This is a genomic window from Mucilaginibacter sp. UYCu711 (assembly GCF_050433825.1).
Lineage (GTDB): Bacteria > Bacteroidota > Bacteroidia > Sphingobacteriales > Sphingobacteriaceae > Mucilaginibacter.
This window is the reverse complement of sequence record NZ_JBNPWM010000007.1, coordinates 225,268-241,751: the sequence shown is the minus strand read 5'-3', so window position 1 is coordinate 241,751 and position 16,484 is coordinate 225,268. Positions and strand designations below refer to the sequence as shown.

Below are 16,484 nucleotides of genomic sequence, written 5' to 3'. Positions count from 1 at the left end.
GCCAGCCTTTGGTATTGCTATATGCCCGGTCGATTTTTACCTCAGCTCTTAGCGATGTGATGGCGCTGCTGCTAAAAAGATAAATTAAAGGCTGTTATTTACTTTAAAACTTTTAATATTGTTGTAAGCGGACAACACTATGGCAACCTCGAAAAATAAAAAACAGACCACCAGTTCTACGGTGTTATTCCCGGTTGTAGGTATCGGCGCTTCGGCAGGTGGTTTGGAGGCGATGAAGCAATTTTTACAGGCTCTGCCCGCTAAAACAGGTATGGCTTTTGTTTTTATCCAGCATTTAAGCCCTAACCACGTAAGCATCCTGCCCGAAATACTGGAGCGGGTTTCGCCTATACCAGTGCAGCAAGTTACCGACCTGGTAAAGATAGAACCTGATCGCCTGTATATTGTACCCGAGAACAAAGTAGTAACCACTACCGACGGTGTACTGCACCTGGAGCCGCGTATCAACAACCATAAAAAAAATGATATTATAGACCAGTTCTTTTCTTCGCTGGGCCTGGTGCATCAAAGTTATGCGGTGGGTATTGTTCTTTCGGGCGCGCTGAGCGATGGCACGGTGGGCCTGCAGGTTATCAAATCATACGGCGGACTAACGTTTGCCCAGGATAATCGTTCGGCCAATTTCGATAGTATGCCCAGCAGCGCAGTTAAGGCCGGCGTTATTGACTTTGTGTTGCCCCCGGCTAAAATTGCCGAGCGGCTGATCGAGGTCAATAAGCTCTTTCAATCGGATGCCGCAATTTCAGGCGATATAGCTAAATCAGAAGATCAGATCTTTAAGCAGATACTGGCTGTTTTGCGGACCCGGCGCGGTGTCGACTTTCAAAATTATAAATCAAGTACGCTTAAGCGCCGCATCATCCGCCGGATGGCGCTCTCTAAAACCGAAAGCCCATCAGTATATCTCGAAAAACTCAGGGAAAGCAAAGGCGAGCAGGATGCCTTGTATAACGATATGCTGATCTCGGTCACCAGCTTTTTCCGCGACCCGGATACGTTTGCTGTAGTTTGCTCTGAAGTGTTACCTGAACTGCTGCGCCCCAAACTCGAAAAGCAGGAACCGCTGCGCATCTGGATAGCAGGTTGCGCTACGGGCGAAGAAGCCTATTCTATGGCTATTTGCCTGCATGAGCAGTTAGGCGATAAGGTTGCCGCGTTGAAGATCCAGATCTTCGCGACCGATATTTCTGAAACGGCAATCACCAAGGCACGTACCGGCATGTATCGCACAGCCGAAATGGAGGGCCTGAGCCAGTCGCGCATCCAACAATTCTTCACTAAAATGGATGGCAGTTACCAGGTTAATAAATCTATCAGGGATATTTGCGTGTTTGCCCATCATAATTTACTGAAGGACCCGCCTTTTTCGAAGGTCGACCTGTTGAGCTGTCGTAATGTGATGATATACCTTGAACCTGTATTGCAGGCTAAGGCGCTTACCATTTTCCATTACGCATTAAACAAAGACAGCTTTTTATGGCTTGGTAAATCAGAAACCATTGGCAGGCATACCGATATTTTTAGCCCTTTTAAAGCAGCCGACAAATTATACCGCCGCAAAGGGCCGGTTGGCCGTTACTTTGATGTAACATCATATGCCAGGGAAACCATGTTCAAGGAGCTGAACGATGACCTGCGCAAGGATGAAGAAAAAGATATTTTTGAAATGGCCGAAGAGGCCATACTGGAAAAACTCACCCCGCCCTGTGTATTAGTGAACGAAAAATTTGATGTCATCCAGTTTAAAGGAACAACCGATCATTGGTTAGCGCTGCCTAAAGGGAAACCCAGCTTTAACCTGCTTAAAATTGCCCGGGAGGAAATAGCGTATGAACTGCAGAGCCTACTATTAAATGCGAAGAAAACATTGGAACCGTCTTATAAATATGCCATACCTTATAAGTATAACGACCTGCAGCATTTTGTGAATTTACAGGCGCTGCCGTTGTCGTCGGCACATGATGTTTTTTTCCTGGTGGTTTTCCAGCCGGCATCATCCACGGGGATCCAGCCCAATATGTTTGAAGCACCCCGATTGCATGATGACGACTCTTACGACGGGGCAGCCTTGCGTATTGAACATCTTGAAAGAGAGCTTATCCAAACACGCGCCAATATGCGCATGATCACAGAGGAACAGGAAACCGCGAACGAAAAATTACAGAGCTATAACGAAGAATTACTTTCGGCCGGCGAAGAGCAGCAAAGCCTGAACGAGGAACTGGAAACATCGAAAGAAGAACTGCAAAGCACCAATGAAGAGATAATTATTGTAAACAAGGAACTGATAGACCGGAACGAGCAGCTGAATAACGCCCGCCTTTATACCGAAGCAATAGTGAATACCATTCGTGACCCATTGCTGGTTATTGATCAGGAATTGCGTGTTAAACGTGCCAGCCGCAGTTTTTATTTAAAATTTAAGCTGAACGAAAAAGAAGTGGAGGGACGATTGCTGTACGAACTTGGTAACGGTGAGTGGAACATTCCCCAATTGAAAAAACTGTTGGAACGTATCCTCCCCGAAAAAATGGCGATGGAAGACTTTAAGGTGACTTATAACTCTCTAAGAACCGGCAAGCGCGAACTGTACCTGAACGCCCGTACTATACTGATGGCGGGGGACGAACAATTGATACTGCTGGCGATAGAGGAGTTGAGCGAAAAAAGGTAAAAGCTATTTTTCTGAACGGCTTTCGTTTGTCAGCACCTCATCCTTTTCAAAATCACTGGTGCGGCCCAACATCGTAAAGGTTTCCGCATTGATCTCTGTTATATAACGTTTTATGCCTTCCTTATCCTCGAAAGAGCGCGTATGGCATTTCCCTTCTATATAAACCAGTTTACCTTTACGCAGCATCTTTTTACCAGCCTCGGCCAGCGACCGCCACATCACAATATTATGCCACTCCGTTTGCTCAGTCTTGATACCGTTTTTGATTATATATTCGGAAGTAGCAAGCGGGAAACTTAATACTGCCGCCTGATCCTGCAAATATTTAAACTCTGGGTCTTTCCCTAAATGACCGACCAGGATGACCTTGTTGATTCCTGACATAGCTATTGTTGATTAGTATCCTCAAAAATACCGATTATTCCTATAAGTTTTATCAATTACCTTATACTTCGTGTTTTATATTAAAACACCGAAAAATAGATGACCGCCGCCAACACTGCCTAAACTCGTAAAAAGATCTTCTTCTGATACATGATATAAAGGAATATCCACTTGATGAGCAAATAAGTAACAGCCATAACCACCAGGTTATACGGCCCGCCAACTAATTGAAACAGCCAGTTAAAAAATGCGCTATTGGTATAATTCCAATCAATAAACCGCTTAGACATATAGATGAGGATGGAATTCATGCCGATCACCTGAAAAAAGAATGCCCATTTTACATAGCCCAAAACGTCAATAATATAATAAAACAGGGCCATCAATAATAAACTAAGCCCACCAACATTCAGCACAAATGAGCTGGTCCACAGGTTTTTATTAATTGGGAAATCAAGGTTCCATATTTGGGCCAGTACCAGGAAGATAATACCTGCAACGGCCATCCGTGTCACTTTTTTCATCTGGCTAAGCCCGGTCTTTTTTAGGGTGATACCGGTAAGTATGCCCAATATGCCCGTACTGATAGCCGGGATGGTAGAGAATAATCCCTCGGGATCATGAATGCCCAGGTATAGTTTGCCGGGTAGTAAGCAACGGTCTACATACGAAGCAAAGTTACCAGCCATGGTCAGGTCGCCGGCAGCAAAGCCGGGCGCTGATGCAAATTTTAATATCAGCCAGTAGGCTATTATGAAGAACCAAAACCAGAAGATCTGCCATTTTTCGGCAGCGTACAGGTAAATAATATTGGCAAACATATAAGCTAAACCAATGCGTCCCAGTACAGATGCAAAACGAATCTCGGCTATAGGTTTTAGGTTTAACCCGTTATTATATATAATGCCAAACGCAACCAGGATAAGCCCCCGTTTTATTACCCGGAGAAGCAGCTTGTTGCGCGAGGTGCCTTTCTCTAACGCGCGGCCTACCGAAAAGGGTGTGGAAACACCGGCCATAAACAAAAACAGCGGGAAGATGAGATCGTAAAGATGGAAACCGTTCCAGGCCGGGTGATCCAATTGTATGGCCATTGCCTCTAAAAAGGGCCAGTGTGTTGCTTTAGCTAATTCTTTAACTACCGGCTCCAGCCCCATTATCCAAACCATATCGAAGCCGCGCAGGGCATCTAATGAATGAAGTCGGGTAGGGGTTTGCTGAAAATCGTCGGCCTGGTTTGTTGTTGCTGCCATAGTTTTAGTTGTGAAATGATTGATGAAGATAATAATAAGTTATCAGAGATTAAATGTTGGAGATTAAACATTGGGCCGGCAGCGGGCACCCTTGCGTTAGAGAAATGGATACGGCCTTGCAATTAAGGCCGGAAGGCGTATGAGTGTATGAACCGGCCAGCGGGGAACGCCATAAGTCGTTAAGAATTGGATCGGTTATATTGTTTTTTCAGCATTAATAATCGCTAACTCTCATTTAATTTACCTCCATTAACTATACAACTAAGTATAATCTTCAACTAAAACGAAAAATTTCATTTAATTTTCATTTAAGTGAAATAAAACGAAACGAGTGTACGTTATACATCGTATAACTGATCAACAAACTAAAATAGCTTATGGGCGAAACCTTTACTTTAAATGTGCTCACTAACCAAAACGGAGTGAAAAAGGAAAATTTACACGAGAACCTGGAAGGCGATGAACTTATGTTTTATCAGTCATTACGCCCCAACCTGGAATTGCTGCAAATGAAACCAAAACTTCAAACTATTCACAACATCCTTGATTATTCAAAGAGCAAACGATAGTTGCTGTTAGTAGAAACTCTTAAGTCCGAAGTCGAAAGTCAATTTCTTCTTCGGACTTTTTTTTACTTTTGATTTAAGCGACTATAAAACAAGAATCCGGGTAAAAATTTTTGTTGGAAATGAAACATGTAAATAGTTATTACAAGGTGATATTTATTTTTTGTATGGTAATATCAAGCCATACGGGCTTTTCGCAACAAAATAGTGTACCCAGAGACTGGCCGTATTTAGATGCTGCATCAGATTCGATAGCCGGTATTAGTTTATACAAAGCCTATCGATTGCTAAAGACGAGAAAACCCAAGCCAGTTATTGTAGCTGTTATTGATAACGGGTTCGACCTTGAACATGAGGATCTGAAAGATGTGATATGGACAAATGAGCATGAAGTTCCGGGTAACGGAATAGACGACGATAATAATGGCTACATAGATGATGTGCACGGCTGGAATTTTAGAAGCGATAGATTAGGAAATCTTATCCCTCACGAGCAGTCAAGCGCAACCCAAACCTATGTTGCCTGGAAAAGTAAATATGATAACGTTGATACTAACAAATACACAGGATATGAGCTTCAACAATGGCTCATCTATAAAACTGCGAAGAAACAGTATTTTAATGTGTTAAAAACAAGTACCGACTCGGCTGATATTAAATACGCCTACAATCTTAATTACAATGCTGATAAGTTGATAGGCAATAACGGCCGGATGTATGGGAGCCCATTTATAAGATCGACCAAAGACCTTAGTCACGGTACCCATGTAGCAGGTATTATTGCAGCTAAAAGAAACAACAAAATTGGTATAGACGGCATTGCTGATGATGTATTAATTATGCCGATTATTGCCACTACGGGCATTGGCGACGAAAGAGATAAGGATATTGCAAATGCCATTATATACGCCGTGAAAAATGGGGCAAGGATAATTAATATGAGTTTTTCAAAAAGATTTTCGCCTGATAAAAAATTGGTAGATGCTGCAATTAAATATGCTGAGAAGAAACAGGTATTGATCATTCATGCCGCCGGTAATGAGGGCAATGATATTGATAGCGCCAACTATTATCCTGTACCTTATTATAGCAATGGCGGTAAAGCATCAAACTTTATTACTGTGGGGTGGAACAGACCGCTATTTAATTATAGGCTGGCTCATCCCAATTCAAACTATGGCAAAACTAATGTCGACATTTTTGCGCCGGGCAGTGATATTTATTCTACTGTGCCTGGTAATTTATACGATTATAAGTCGGGTTCCAGCATGTCAACACCTGTGGTAACCGGAGTCACAGCTTTACTATTGTCTTATTTCCCGGCGCTATCAACGCAACAGGTCAAGCAGATAATATTAAGATCTGCTTTTAAACCCAAGATCATGGTTAATAGGCCGGGGTCGAAAGTTACCGTTCCTTTTAACAGCCTTTCAACATCGGGTGGTATAATAAATGCATATAGCGCAGTTAAAATGGCTATTGCCTTAACGATAAAAAAGAAATAGGGTAATCTTAACTTTTTTGGGTATAAGTTCTTTTCATTTTAAAGTACATTGTTGCTATTTTTACATACCAATGCTCAGATCAGAACGCTACCGCCATTTTGTTGAATATTTTTCAAAACACCAACCCGAGGCCGAAACCGAGCTGCATTACACTAACCCTTATGAGTTGCTGGTGGCGGTTATCCTGTCGGCACAATGTACCGATAAACGTATTAACCAGGTAACGCCGTCGCTGTTTGCACGGTTTCCGGATGCGGAAAGTTTAGCGGCATCAAATGCTGATGAAGTGTTTACCTATATCCGCAGCGTTAGCTATCCCAATAATAAAGCTAAGCACCTAGTAGGCATGGCTAAGATGCTGGCAGGCGAGTTTAATAATATAGTACCATCAGATATTGACCAGTTGCAAAAGCTGCCCGGTGTGGGCCGCAAAACGGCTAATGTTATAGCATCGGTAGTGTATGATGTGGCGGCTATCGCGGTAGATACCCACGTTTTTAGAGTGGCCGATAGGATAGGCCTTACCACCAATGCCAAAACACCCCTTGCCGTAGAGAAACAATTAGTAAAATACCTGCCTAATAATACCCTGGCCATTGCGCACCACTGGCTGATATTGCATGGCCGTTATATCTGCGTGGCCCGCAGCCCTAAATGCGAGATATGCCCGCTTACCTGGTTTTGCCGGTATTACGAACGTGCACATACAGAAAAAGCTTTAATAAAAGCCGAAGCGCAAAAATTGAAGAAGGCTAAAGACGCTAAACGCAAACGGTCGTTAGATGCTATTACTAAGCAGCTGAAGAAGCACAGTGTTGATAAGAATATTTGACAGGTAGTTTTGCTATAAGTAAGTTTACGTAAGGATATAACGAAAAAATAATTACTAAAATAATTACTAAAAAAATTAGTATTATTAAAAATAACTTTTATATTTGCTAAAGATATTATTAAAGAGATGAGCAACGCAGACAAATTAAAGGCACTACAACTTACACTGGATAAGTTAGAAAAATCGTACGGAAAAGGCACTATCATGAAACTGGGCGATTCTGTAATTGAACCTACAGAAGTTATATCAACCGGATCATTAGGTCTTGACATTGCTTTAGGTGTAGGTGGTTTGCCAAAGGGCAGGGTTATTGAAATCTATGGTCCTGAATCATCAGGTAAAACTACCCTGGCTATCCATGCCATTGCCGAAGCGCAGAAAAAAGGTGGTATTGCAGCATTTATTGATGCCGAGCATGCTTTTGACCGTTTTTATGCTAAAAAATTAGGTGTTGATGTTGAGAACCTTTTAATATCACAACCTGATAATGGCGAGCAGGCTTTAGAGATAGCTGATAACCTGATCAGGTCAGGCGCTATTGACATTTTAGTTATCGACTCGGTGGCTGCATTGGTACCTAAAGCCGAGATAGAAGGCGAAATGGGCGACTCTAAAATGGGTTTGCATGCACGTTTAATGTCGCAGGCATTGCGTAAGCTAACCGGCACCATCAGCAAAACAGGCTGCTGCTGCATATTTATTAACCAGCTGCGCGATAAAATTGGCGTTATGTTTGGTAACCCCGAAACTACTACCGGTGGTAACGCTTTAAAGTTTTACGCTTCGGTACGTTTGGATGTTCGCCGGATCTCTCAAATAAAAGACTCGGATGAAGTATCAGGTAACCGCGTTAAAGTTAAAATAGTTAAAAATAAGGTTGCACCACCGTTCCGCATAGCCGAGTTTGATATTATGTTTGGCGAAGGGATATCAAAAGCAGGTGAGATCATTGACCTGGGTGTTGAGCATAACATCATTAAAAAAGCAGGTTCATGGTTTAGCTATGGCGATACCCGCCTGGGCCAGGGCCGCGACGCAGTTAAACAATTAATATTGGATAACCCCGAGTTGATGGATGAGCTGGAAGCCAAAATTAAAGAAGAAGTTACCGGCGATAAACTGGTAGTTGAAACAGAATAGTTTTTTTATATATCTATATAGTTAGTTAGCGAGAGAGCCTTTCCATTTTTGGGAAGGCTTTTTTTGTTTATATAGCGATGTAAAGTATTTGGTAACAGTAAGAGGCGATTGTTTAACCAATACTTAACCTACTTTTTAAGATGGGATTATATATAACCCATAGTTTTGCAAGCAGGGTGCTTTACGCAAAAGCTAACCGAGTAAACACTCTTTAATATTTTCCGTAATAAGGGTAACCAGTATTAGAATGAGATTAAATTTTCAGAAAAGCTTTTAATTGTCATACCAAAGTCATACATTGTAAGCCTGTAACAATAATAATACAAATTTGTTTGATGCAACTATTTAATACCCCTAAAATAAAAGCATTATTTCTTTTAATGTTTTTTGCTTTTCCACTTGCTGTAAAGGCACAGCAAATTATGCTTGCAAATGCCTTTGCTCATAATGATTACCGGCATAAACGCCCCCTATTAGATGCTCAAAATAACGGCTACACCCACATAGAGGCCGATGTTTTTTTGCATAACAATAGGTTGGTGGTAGCACACATTAACCCTTATTTTAAAGGAAAACGTACACTTGAAAATTTATACCTGGCTCCTTTATTTGAACAGGCCTGCAAAAATAATGGTACTATCCATGAGGGGTATGATAAGCCCGTTACTTTAATGATAGACATTAAAACTGACGGTAAAAAAACCTATGCGGCATTAAAAAGCCTGCTTGAAAAGTACCGCCCAATATTGTCAAGCTATGATACCGGTAAGGTAACTAACCGCGCGGTTACCATTATACTGTCGGGCAATAAACCATATGATGATGTAAAGAAGGAAACAAGCCGCTTAGCCTTTATTGACGAAGACCTGCGTAAAGTTGACCGCGACACCATAGCCAATGTTACAAGGATGGCAAGCTGTAAATACTCCAAGCTGTTAAAGTGGAAAGGTAACGGCGAGATATCAGAACGCGAAAAGAAACGATTATTAAACTATGTTACTATCGCCCATAAAAATGGCGACCAGGTACGGCTTTGGGCGTCGCCGGATAATAAAGCAGTTTGGAAAGAGATACTAAGCTGCGGCGTAGATTTGATAAATACCGACAAACTGGTAGCCTTAAAAAACTTTTTAGTTTCCCAATCAAACACCCCTATAGCAGTAAATTAATTCCAGCCGATTACGGGATAATGATGTTTTTATGCTGTGAGGTATGCACGCTAAAATAGCCTAATATATTTTCTGTATTAAAATTGTTAGGCGGGTTAGTTGGTGTAGCAGAACTAAACCCGTTTGCTCTTTGCTGGGCAAACGTATACCAATAAGTATATATTTGAGGGTCAATGCATTGCATTTCTATATCAACCCTGTCGCCGCTCTGCAGCTCAACATCATCCTGGTATAACAACTGTTGTACAGACCGCCCGTTATTAAACTGATCATTACGGGCAAATACCTGTTTTACCTGCACCCCATTTACCGACAAAACAAACCGGTATTGATTTGATGAGCCCGGAGGATCATCATAAAAAATCAGTAAAGTTTTTGAGGTTTTATTGGCAAAATGCTGAACCGATAGCGCAACAGAATCAAGCGCTACCCTTTGCGGCATTGTTGACAGCGCCGTATAGGTTTGCCCGTTTACTGTTACAGTTAAAGTATAAGTTTGATTATACCGGCCTACAAATGAGCCTGATGAATAAACACCCGCCGCACGTTCCGTTAACGTACGCGAAATACCATTGTAATCAATAATTTTAACAACAGCGCCCTTAACAGGCGGGTAAACTGCCGTATTCTCCAAAGGAACAGATGAAGATATAGTTACAACCTGCGGGCTTATCTGGTCTGTTACGTTTCCTTCAATTACCATTAACGGCTGCGCGTTATTAAGCTTCAGGTCTATCACTTTTTTGCAGGATGTGATAAGGATACTGACCAGTACTATAACCGTTAATTTATAATGGGTCTTCATATCTGTTAATATGTAAAGTTATAAGTAATAGACGGTATGCGGCCAAATAAGCTGGTTTTAACTGCCTGCGTGCGGGTTTTGTCGTTTGGGTCGTCCTGGAAAGTTATAGTATAAGGGTTTTTACGGTTATAGGCATTATATAAACCAAACGTCCAGCTGGAGTGGAACCTTTTATGTTGTTTGCCTTCAAATGTAGCCCCCAAATCCAATCGGCTGTATGCCGGCAGGCGGTCAGAATTACGCTCACTGTAATAAAGCGTAGTCAGGCCGCCAACAAAATATTTACCGTGCGGATAAGTAACGGCGTTACCTGTGCCATAAACAAAGGTGCTTGATATGGTCCACCGGTCGCTTAATTTATAGATCCCAACTATCGACATATCATGTATGCGGTCATACCTGGCCGCAAAATATTTACCATTATTTATCGCATCAAACCTGTTCTCAGTTTTTGACAAAGTATAGCCTATCCACCCATTTAGCCGGCCGTATCTTTTCTTAAAAAACACCTCCCAGCCATAGGCACGGCCCTCGCCATAAACCAATTGCGACTCTACATCCTGGTTGGCTATCAACTGCGCGCCATTTTTATAGTCTATCTGGTTTTTTAGTTTCTTATAATATATTTCGGTAGAAAACTCGTACTGGTTGTTAACCGAGTTTTTAAAGAACCCCAAAGCCACCTGGTCTGAAATGCCCGGTTTGATATTGTTACTGCTCATTACGTACAGGTCTGTTGGCGAACTGGCGGTGGAGTTAGAAATTAAATTGATGTTTTGTGTATTACGGTTATATGATGCTTTTACAGAGTTTTGGTCGTCAAATTTAAAGCTTGCCGAAAAACGCGGCTCCAGGTTAGTGTAATTTTTTACCACCTGCCCCGAACTGTAGGTTTGCGATGCTATTGGTTGATCATTAGCATTGTAGGTGGTAAATGTACCGGGCCCCAATAATGAAAACGTAGCCAACCTTACGCCAAACAAAAGGTTTAGCCTGGTGCCTATATGCCAATCATCTGATACATATGCTGATGACTCAATGCCATTGCGACTTTGGATAGTCTGCGGATTTACGGCAGAGTTATTTGATGAGCTTATATCGCCGGGCTGGATGCTATGATGCGTGCCGTTAATGCCAAAATGCAGCGTGTTTTCTGAGGATAGGAAATATTCAAAATCCTCCTTCAAATTAAAATCGCGGATCTTGGAGTGAACCTTGAAATCGTTATTGCTTGAAAAGCTTTGTACTGTAAAATTATAGTTGCTGTAAATAGCCGACGTATTTAAAAATAGCTTATTGTTAAAAATATGATTAAGGCGCAAAGTAGCCGTTTGGTTGCCCCAGTTGGTTTCAAAATTATCTTTAAGCCCTAACACATCCTTGCCAAAATAACCTGATAAATAGATGGTGTTCCTATCATCAAGGCGGTAATGCACCTTGGCATTCAGATCGTAAAAATACAAGCTGGCCCCACGGGTGGTTGAGTCTGGCGATAGTTTTAGAAAAACATCAGCATAGGTACGGCGGGCACTTATCATAAATGAGCCCCTATCTTTAACTATGGGCCCCTCTACCTTAATGCGTGATGCTATTAAACCAATGCCACCCTGTACGGTGTATTTCTTGTCATTGCCATCAAGCATTTTAATATCTAATACTGATGATAAACGGCCGCCGTACTGCGCAGGCATGCCGCCTTTATATAAATTCACATCTTTTATAGCGTCGGAGTTGAAAGTAGAGAAGAAGCCAAATAAATGCGATGCGTTATATACCACCGCCTCATCAAGCAATATCAAATTCTGATCTGAATTGCCGCCACGAACATAAAAGCCTGTATTACCATCGCCAGTAGTTTTAACGCCGGGCAGTAGTTGTATGGTTTTTAAAACATCTTTCTCGCCAAATATTACAGGCACGTTGTTTATCTGGCTAAGATCAAGCCGGGTTAGGCCCATTTGGGCGCTTTCTACATTTTCGTTTTTGCGGGCGTTGCCGTTTATGGTTACCTCGGTAAGTGCATTGCCACTGGTAAGCAACACATTTATCTGCGAGTTTTTATTGAGTTTGATGGGTTGGGTTACGGTTTGATAACCAATATAACTTATCACCAGGTTAAAGTCACCTTCGGGGGCTGTTAATGAGAAAAAACCATAGGCATTGGTTGCGGTACCGGTTTGTAATTCCTGCAGTTTAACAGAAGCACCTATTAATGTTTCGCCGGTGGCGCTATCTTTAATTGTACCGCTGATAGTATAATTCTTTTGGGCATATGCCGATTGAATTGCAATAACTGATATCAGCAGGAAAAAGATAAAGGTTAGATGTTTATGCATATAGGGTGTATTCCGCCTACACTAAACGTAAAAAAAGTGTATTATGATACATAGACGGATATAACTTATAAATAGTTGCTCAAAGATATTAATATAGGCACATTATAAAGCATATAAATTTTTGCTTTGTGATAGTTTAAAACAACCCAAAAGTGAATTAAATACTGTGAAATAGTTAATTAGCCACGGCGTAATGTAAAACTACAACCCCCGACGGAAATTGATGCGAGCGCACCAGTTTTAGGTTTTGCGCATGCTTAAATAAAGCCCTTCCCTGTGCCATGGCAATGGGGTACATCCAGAGGATGTATTCATCTACCAGGTTATATCGTATAAGTTCTTGCACCAACGTGCGGCTGCCATATACAATTATGTCCTTGCCAAACTGCTGCTTTAGCTTAACTATTTGCCGGCGAAGATTGCCGTTAATAGTCCGCGAGTTATTCCAGCCTGGCTGTTTTAGCGTGCTTGAATACACAACTTTCTCTATTTTATTGATAAGGTCGGCATAAGGTATATCTTCCCGTGAGATGTAAAGGCCTCTACTTACAGCGGGCCAGTAACCGGCCATTTCGGTGTAAGTATTCCGGCCCAGTAGCAGGGTATCGGCGCGGCTTAGTTGCTGGCCCAGTAGCTGGGCCATGTCGCTGGTCCAGTTTTGCAGGTGCCAGTTAAGCCCGCCTCCTGCGTCGGCCATACAACCATTTAAGGTAACGTTCATTGATACAATTATCCGCCTCATGCTAACGCTTTTATGATTTATGCAGGCACATAGTTAAGTGCCACAATGCCCACTTCGAAAGCGTGTGCATTAACCAGCTTTAGCCCCAATTTGCTATCCATCATTTTAAATATCGGCATGCCGTTGCCAATGGCAGCCGGGTTAATAAACAGGTGGTAATCATTAACCAACCCTGCTTTTATTAAAGCCGATGCAAAACCTGCCCCGCCGTAAGTAATGAGGTCGCCGCCATCCTGAGCTTTAAGTTTCTTTATTTCCTCTACCAGGTCGCCGGTTGCCAGGTCGGTATTATCCCAGGTTGATCGCGTAAGCGTTTTAGAAAAAACAACTTTATGCGTATCAACCATTAAATGGGTAAATTCATCGGCATCGGGTGCCTTTACCGCAGCTGCCCAGTGTTGTATAAAGCCTTCGGCAAGTTTACGGCCCATTACAATGGCATCAACAGGAGCGTGCAGTTGTTTTACATAGGCTTTTATATCGTCGCCCCAACCCCAGCTCATCCAGTCCATTTCGCCATTTGGGCCCGCAACGTATCCGTCCACAGATATTTGCATCTGTAATTTTAATTTTCTCATGATGTAAATGGTTATGGTTTATGCTTTACCTGTTAGCGCTAATTTTTTATGATAGAAAATATAAGCTAACACAGGTAAGGCCAAAAAAGGTACCATGTAGTACCATTTGCCTTCTGGCGTAGGTACGCAGTAAATAGAATACGTAGCGCCTATCAGGTCGAAAGTTAAGCCGGCGTAGGCCCATTCTTTTATCCTTGGGAAGCCCGGTATTAAAATGGCTATTGATCCCAATATTTTAGCTACGCCAATAAAAGGGATAAAGTAAAGCGGATAGCCTAAGCTGTCGTGCATCATCTTTACAGAGTCAGGCGTTGACATAGCGTTTTGGATGCCCGAAGAAAGCATTAACACGGCAAACAGGATATTGAATACCCAGTACAAAATTTTTGTTGTTTTCACGATTATTTGGTTTTAGTTGTTGAGTTTAATATTTACAATACAAATCTACTGCGGCTAACAGGGCGGCGTAGCGTGAGAATGAGACATAGTAAGGGGTGATTTGAGACATCGTGTTTTTTGTTTGCTTGCTTTTAGTAAATTTGATTTATAATACCTCTATATAAGCGCGTTACTTTAATAAAACAAATGAAACATATATCCATTTTAGTGCCCTATGATGCAGTGCCGGCAGCTATTGTTGACCCGCGCTATATGTTTACCACTGCAAATCAATTTTTGATTGGTGCGGGTAAAGAACCTGCTTTTGACGTAAAGTTGGTGGGCCTCGAAAAGCAGATCCCATTAAACAACAATGCCTTCGCGGTAAATACTGATGCCCTGTGTAGCGAGATAGAAAAAACCGACCTGGTGATTATCCCTGCAATTAGCGGCGATATGAAAACTACCATCGAACGTAATAAGGAACTGCTGCCATGGATAGTAAAACAATATAATAATGGTGCAGAGGTAACCTCATTATGTTTAGGCGCGTTTTTACTGGCATCGACAGGTTTACTAAACGGGAAAGAATGCTCAACCCATTGGTTTTCTGTCGACGAGTTCAGGCAGATGTTCCCACAGGTAAGCATTACCGATGGTAGCATTATTACCGAAGCAGATCGCCTATACTCAAGCGGCGGGGCCAGTTCATACTGGAACGTGCTGCTTAATTTACTGGAGAAATATACCGACCGCGAAATGGCTATCCGCATTTCTAAATTTTTTGCTTTGGAGATAGACCGGAAGAGCCAATCGCCATTTATTATGTTTAACGGGCAAAAAAAACATGAGGATGAGCCGATTAAAAAGGCGCAGGAATTTATAGAGGATAACCTAACCGAAAAGATCTCGATAGCGGACCTGGCTACCCGCTTTGCCATAGGCCGCCGTCATTTTATCCGCAGGTTTAAAAAAGCCACCAACAATACACCTGCCGAGTATATCCAACGCGTAAAAATAGAAGCCGCCAAAAAACACCTGGAAAATACCCGCAAAAATGTTAACGAGGTGATGTATGATGTTGGCTACACCGATGTAAAAACGTTTAGGACTGTATTTAAAAAGATAACCGGCTTATCGCCTATTGACTATAAGCACAGGTATAATAAGGACGCGGCGGTTGCTTAATATTAATTATTTTAAAGTAGCATAATACTCTTTCATTTTTAAAAAACTGCCATATCGGGCGCTTGTTGTAGGTAGCCAGGTTTGTATATCGTCGGCCCAGAACTTAAACTTTTCCTTATTTTTTTGCATTAGATAGTTAGATGCAAGGTTTAATGCCATTTCAGCTTTTATGTCCGCACTTAAATTTGGCATGGCGATTTTGTAGGTTTCTTCTGCTTTATTAAACTGGCCCGAGTTTACCTGGGCAAATAACAATTCTTTATAAAGGTTAGCATCCCTGGGCCGGCTTTTAAGTGCGTTTTCTATCATGGCAATAGCTTTGCTATATTGTTTGCCGGAATTGTACGCATATATATACCCAAACTCAAGGCCGGGATAGCTTGGATCAATTTTTTGTACCCGGTTTAGATAGTATAGTGCCTTATCTATTTCGTTGCCGGCATTATAAGTAAAACCCCACCTAAAAAGATACGACGCTGAGGTAGTATCGGCTTTGTAACTCTTAAGCCAATCCGGAGTTTCCAAAACATCTAATTCCTTAAATTTTTCTGTCGGTATCCATGCTACATTAAGTTGTTTGCCATCCAGCCTAACCTTTATTATTTGATAGATGGGCCGTTTTGTAGCAACAAATTTATTATCCCTGGTAATTCTGAATGATCCTTCATCCTGTGCCGTTAGCCCGGCCGTTGGGTCCATGTAGATAAAGCCAAAGCCGTATACGCTGTCCTGGGCAGTTTTAAGTGCAACCCATTTATTAACACTTTGCGTTAACGGTTTATTAAAATCAAGGCGGGTTTGCGCCGTAACATTTATAGCAAAACATGTAAATAGCAACAGGAGATATTTCATTGTTGAGGGATGGTTTAGATCATATCAGTATCTAATGTATAAAGAGTTAACAGAATATACA

At 41.8% G+C, this 16,484-nt stretch carries 15 protein-coding genes; 7 read left to right on the top strand and 8 right to left on the bottom strand.

Features of this window, described 5'->3' with window-relative positions; translation table 11 throughout:
• The first annotated feature begins 139 nt into the window (after window positions 1–139).
• A complete protein-coding gene (locus ABIB50_RS16580) occupies window positions 140–2,695 on the top strand; it encodes a CheR family methyltransferase (RefSeq protein WP_429381384.1) in 2,556 nt (851 codons plus the stop codon).
• A gap of 3 nt (window positions 2,696–2,698) precedes the next feature.
• Here the strand turns inward: ABIB50_RS16580 and ABIB50_RS16575 are convergent, their stop codons facing one another.
• Together ABIB50_RS16575 and ABIB50_RS16570 are read right to left on the bottom strand one after the other, a co-directional pair.
• Complete coding sequence (locus ABIB50_RS16575; RefSeq protein ID WP_429381382.1) at window positions 2,699–3,079, bottom strand: single-stranded DNA-binding protein; 381 nt, start codon at window positions 3,077–3,079, stop codon at window positions 2,699–2,701.
• A gap of 119 nt (window positions 3,080–3,198) precedes the next feature.
• The gene (locus tag ABIB50_RS16570) at window positions 3,199–4,332 is read right to left on the bottom strand and encodes an acyltransferase family protein (protein WP_429381380.1); all 1,134 of its coding nucleotides are present in this window, start codon (window positions 4,330–4,332) and stop codon (window positions 3,199–3,201) included.
• A gap of 377 nt (window positions 4,333–4,709) precedes the next feature.
• On the opposite strand from ABIB50_RS16570, the gene ABIB50_RS16565 reads away from it, so the two are divergent.
• The 5 genes from ABIB50_RS16565 (at window position 4,710) to ABIB50_RS16545 (ending at window position 9,544) form a co-directional block, all read left to right on the top strand.
• A complete protein-coding gene (locus tag ABIB50_RS16565; RefSeq protein WP_429381378.1) occupies window positions 4,710–4,901 on the top strand; it encodes a hypothetical protein in 192 nt (63 codons plus the stop codon).
• A gap of 119 nt (window positions 4,902–5,020) precedes the next feature.
• Window positions 5,021–6,403, top strand: a complete 1,383-nt coding sequence (locus tag ABIB50_RS16560) for a S8 family serine peptidase (RefSeq protein ID WP_429381376.1) — start codon at window positions 5,021–5,023, stop codon at window positions 6,401–6,403.
• Between the two features lie 70 nt (window positions 6,404–6,473).
• Complete coding sequence (gene nth, locus ABIB50_RS16555; protein ID WP_429381374.1) at window positions 6,474–7,235, top strand: endonuclease III; 762 nt, start codon at window positions 6,474–6,476, stop codon at window positions 7,233–7,235.
• 126 nt (window positions 7,236–7,361) lie between these two features.
• On the top strand, window positions 7,362–8,375 hold the full coding sequence (gene recA / locus ABIB50_RS16550; protein ID WP_429381373.1) for a recombinase RecA: 1,014 nt from the start codon (window positions 7,362–7,364) through the stop codon (window positions 8,373–8,375).
• 335 nt (window positions 8,376–8,710) lie between these two features.
• Window positions 8,711–9,544 carry a phosphatidylinositol-specific phospholipase C/glycerophosphodiester phosphodiesterase family protein gene (locus ABIB50_RS16545; RefSeq protein WP_429381372.1) on the top strand — a complete coding sequence of 278 codons (834 nt, stop codon included), beginning with the start codon at window positions 8,711–8,713 and terminating at the stop codon, window positions 9,542–9,544.
• A 10-nt stretch (window positions 9,545–9,554) separates the two neighbouring features.
• On the opposite strand, the gene ABIB50_RS16540 is transcribed toward ABIB50_RS16545, so the two are convergent.
• The 5 genes from ABIB50_RS16540 to ABIB50_RS16520 form a co-directional block, all read right to left on the bottom strand.
• Window positions 9,555–10,349 (bottom strand): DUF4249 domain-containing protein, encoded by a 795-nt coding sequence (locus tag ABIB50_RS16540; protein ID WP_429381370.1) that lies wholly within the window; start codon window positions 10,347–10,349, stop codon window positions 9,555–9,557.
• A 5-nt stretch (window positions 10,350–10,354) separates the two neighbouring features.
• Window positions 10,355–12,685 carry a TonB-dependent receptor gene (locus ABIB50_RS16535; protein ID WP_429381368.1) on the bottom strand — a complete coding sequence of 777 codons (2,331 nt, stop codon included), beginning with the start codon at window positions 12,683–12,685 and terminating at the stop codon, window positions 10,355–10,357.
• 175 nt (window positions 12,686–12,860) lie between these two features.
• Window positions 12,861–13,427 carry a dihydrofolate reductase family protein gene (locus ABIB50_RS16530; protein WP_429381366.1) on the bottom strand — a complete coding sequence of 189 codons (567 nt, stop codon included), beginning with the start codon at window positions 13,425–13,427 and terminating at the stop codon, window positions 12,861–12,863.
• A gap of 17 nt (window positions 13,428–13,444) precedes the next feature.
• Window positions 13,445–14,005 carry a dihydrofolate reductase family protein gene (locus tag ABIB50_RS16525; protein WP_429381365.1) on the bottom strand — a complete coding sequence of 187 codons (561 nt, stop codon included), beginning with the start codon at window positions 14,003–14,005 and terminating at the stop codon, window positions 13,445–13,447.
• An 18-nt stretch (window positions 14,006–14,023) separates the two neighbouring features.
• The gene (locus ABIB50_RS16520; RefSeq protein ID WP_429381364.1) at window positions 14,024–14,404 is read right to left on the bottom strand and encodes a DoxX family protein; all 381 of its coding nucleotides are present in this window, start codon (window positions 14,402–14,404) and stop codon (window positions 14,024–14,026) included.
• A 186-nt stretch (window positions 14,405–14,590) separates the two neighbouring features.
• On the opposite strand from ABIB50_RS16520, the gene ABIB50_RS16515 reads away from it, so the two are divergent.
• The gene (locus ABIB50_RS16515; RefSeq protein WP_429381362.1) at window positions 14,591–15,571 is read left to right on the top strand and encodes a GlxA family transcriptional regulator; all 981 of its coding nucleotides are present in this window, start codon (window positions 14,591–14,593) and stop codon (window positions 15,569–15,571) included.
• Between the two features lie 6 nt (window positions 15,572–15,577).
• Here the strand turns inward: ABIB50_RS16515 and ABIB50_RS16510 are convergent, their stop codons facing one another.
• Window positions 15,578–16,423 (bottom strand): tetratricopeptide repeat protein, encoded by an 846-nt coding sequence (locus ABIB50_RS16510; protein WP_429381360.1) that lies wholly within the window; start codon window positions 16,421–16,423, stop codon window positions 15,578–15,580.
• Between the last annotated feature and the right edge of the window lie 61 nt (window positions 16,424–16,484).

What these genes read in the sequence shown, in the direction of transcription:
- ABIB50_RS16580 (WP_429381384.1), top strand. Translation starts at nt 140, where the DNA reads ATGGCAACCTCGAAAAATAAAAAACAGACCACCAGTTCTACGGTGTTA.
- ABIB50_RS16575 (WP_429381382.1), bottom strand. Translation starts at nt 3,079, where the DNA reads ATGTCAGGAATCAACAAGGTCATCCTGGTCGGTCATTTAGGGAAAGAC.
- ABIB50_RS16570 (WP_429381380.1), bottom strand. Translation starts at nt 4,332, where the DNA reads ATGGCAGCAACAACAAACCAGGCCGACGATTTTCAGCAAACCCCTACC.
- ABIB50_RS16565 (WP_429381378.1), top strand. Translation starts at nt 4,710, where the DNA reads ATGGGCGAAACCTTTACTTTAAATGTGCTCACTAACCAAAACGGAGTG.
- ABIB50_RS16560 (WP_429381376.1), top strand. Translation starts at nt 5,021, where the DNA reads ATGAAACATGTAAATAGTTATTACAAGGTGATATTTATTTTTTGTATG.
- nth (WP_429381374.1), top strand. Translation starts at nt 6,474, where the DNA reads ATGCTCAGATCAGAACGCTACCGCCATTTTGTTGAATATTTTTCAAAA.
- recA (WP_429381373.1), top strand. Translation starts at nt 7,362, where the DNA reads ATGAGCAACGCAGACAAATTAAAGGCACTACAACTTACACTGGATAAG.
- ABIB50_RS16545 (WP_429381372.1), top strand. Translation starts at nt 8,711, where the DNA reads ATGCAACTATTTAATACCCCTAAAATAAAAGCATTATTTCTTTTAATG.
- ABIB50_RS16540 (WP_429381370.1), bottom strand. Translation starts at nt 10,349, where the DNA reads ATGAAGACCCATTATAAATTAACGGTTATAGTACTGGTCAGTATCCTT.
- ABIB50_RS16535 (WP_429381368.1), bottom strand. Translation starts at nt 12,685, where the DNA reads ATGCATAAACATCTAACCTTTATCTTTTTCCTGCTGATATCAGTTATT.
- ABIB50_RS16530 (WP_429381366.1), bottom strand. Translation starts at nt 13,427, where the DNA reads ATGAGGCGGATAATTGTATCAATGAACGTTACCTTAAATGGTTGTATG.
- ABIB50_RS16525 (WP_429381365.1), bottom strand. Translation starts at nt 14,005, where the DNA reads ATGAGAAAATTAAAATTACAGATGCAAATATCTGTGGACGGATACGTT.
- ABIB50_RS16515 (WP_429381362.1), top strand. Translation starts at nt 14,591, where the DNA reads ATGAAACATATATCCATTTTAGTGCCCTATGATGCAGTGCCGGCAGCT.
- ABIB50_RS16510 (WP_429381360.1), bottom strand. Translation starts at nt 16,423, where the DNA reads ATGAAATATCTCCTGTTGCTATTTACATGTTTTGCTATAAATGTTACG.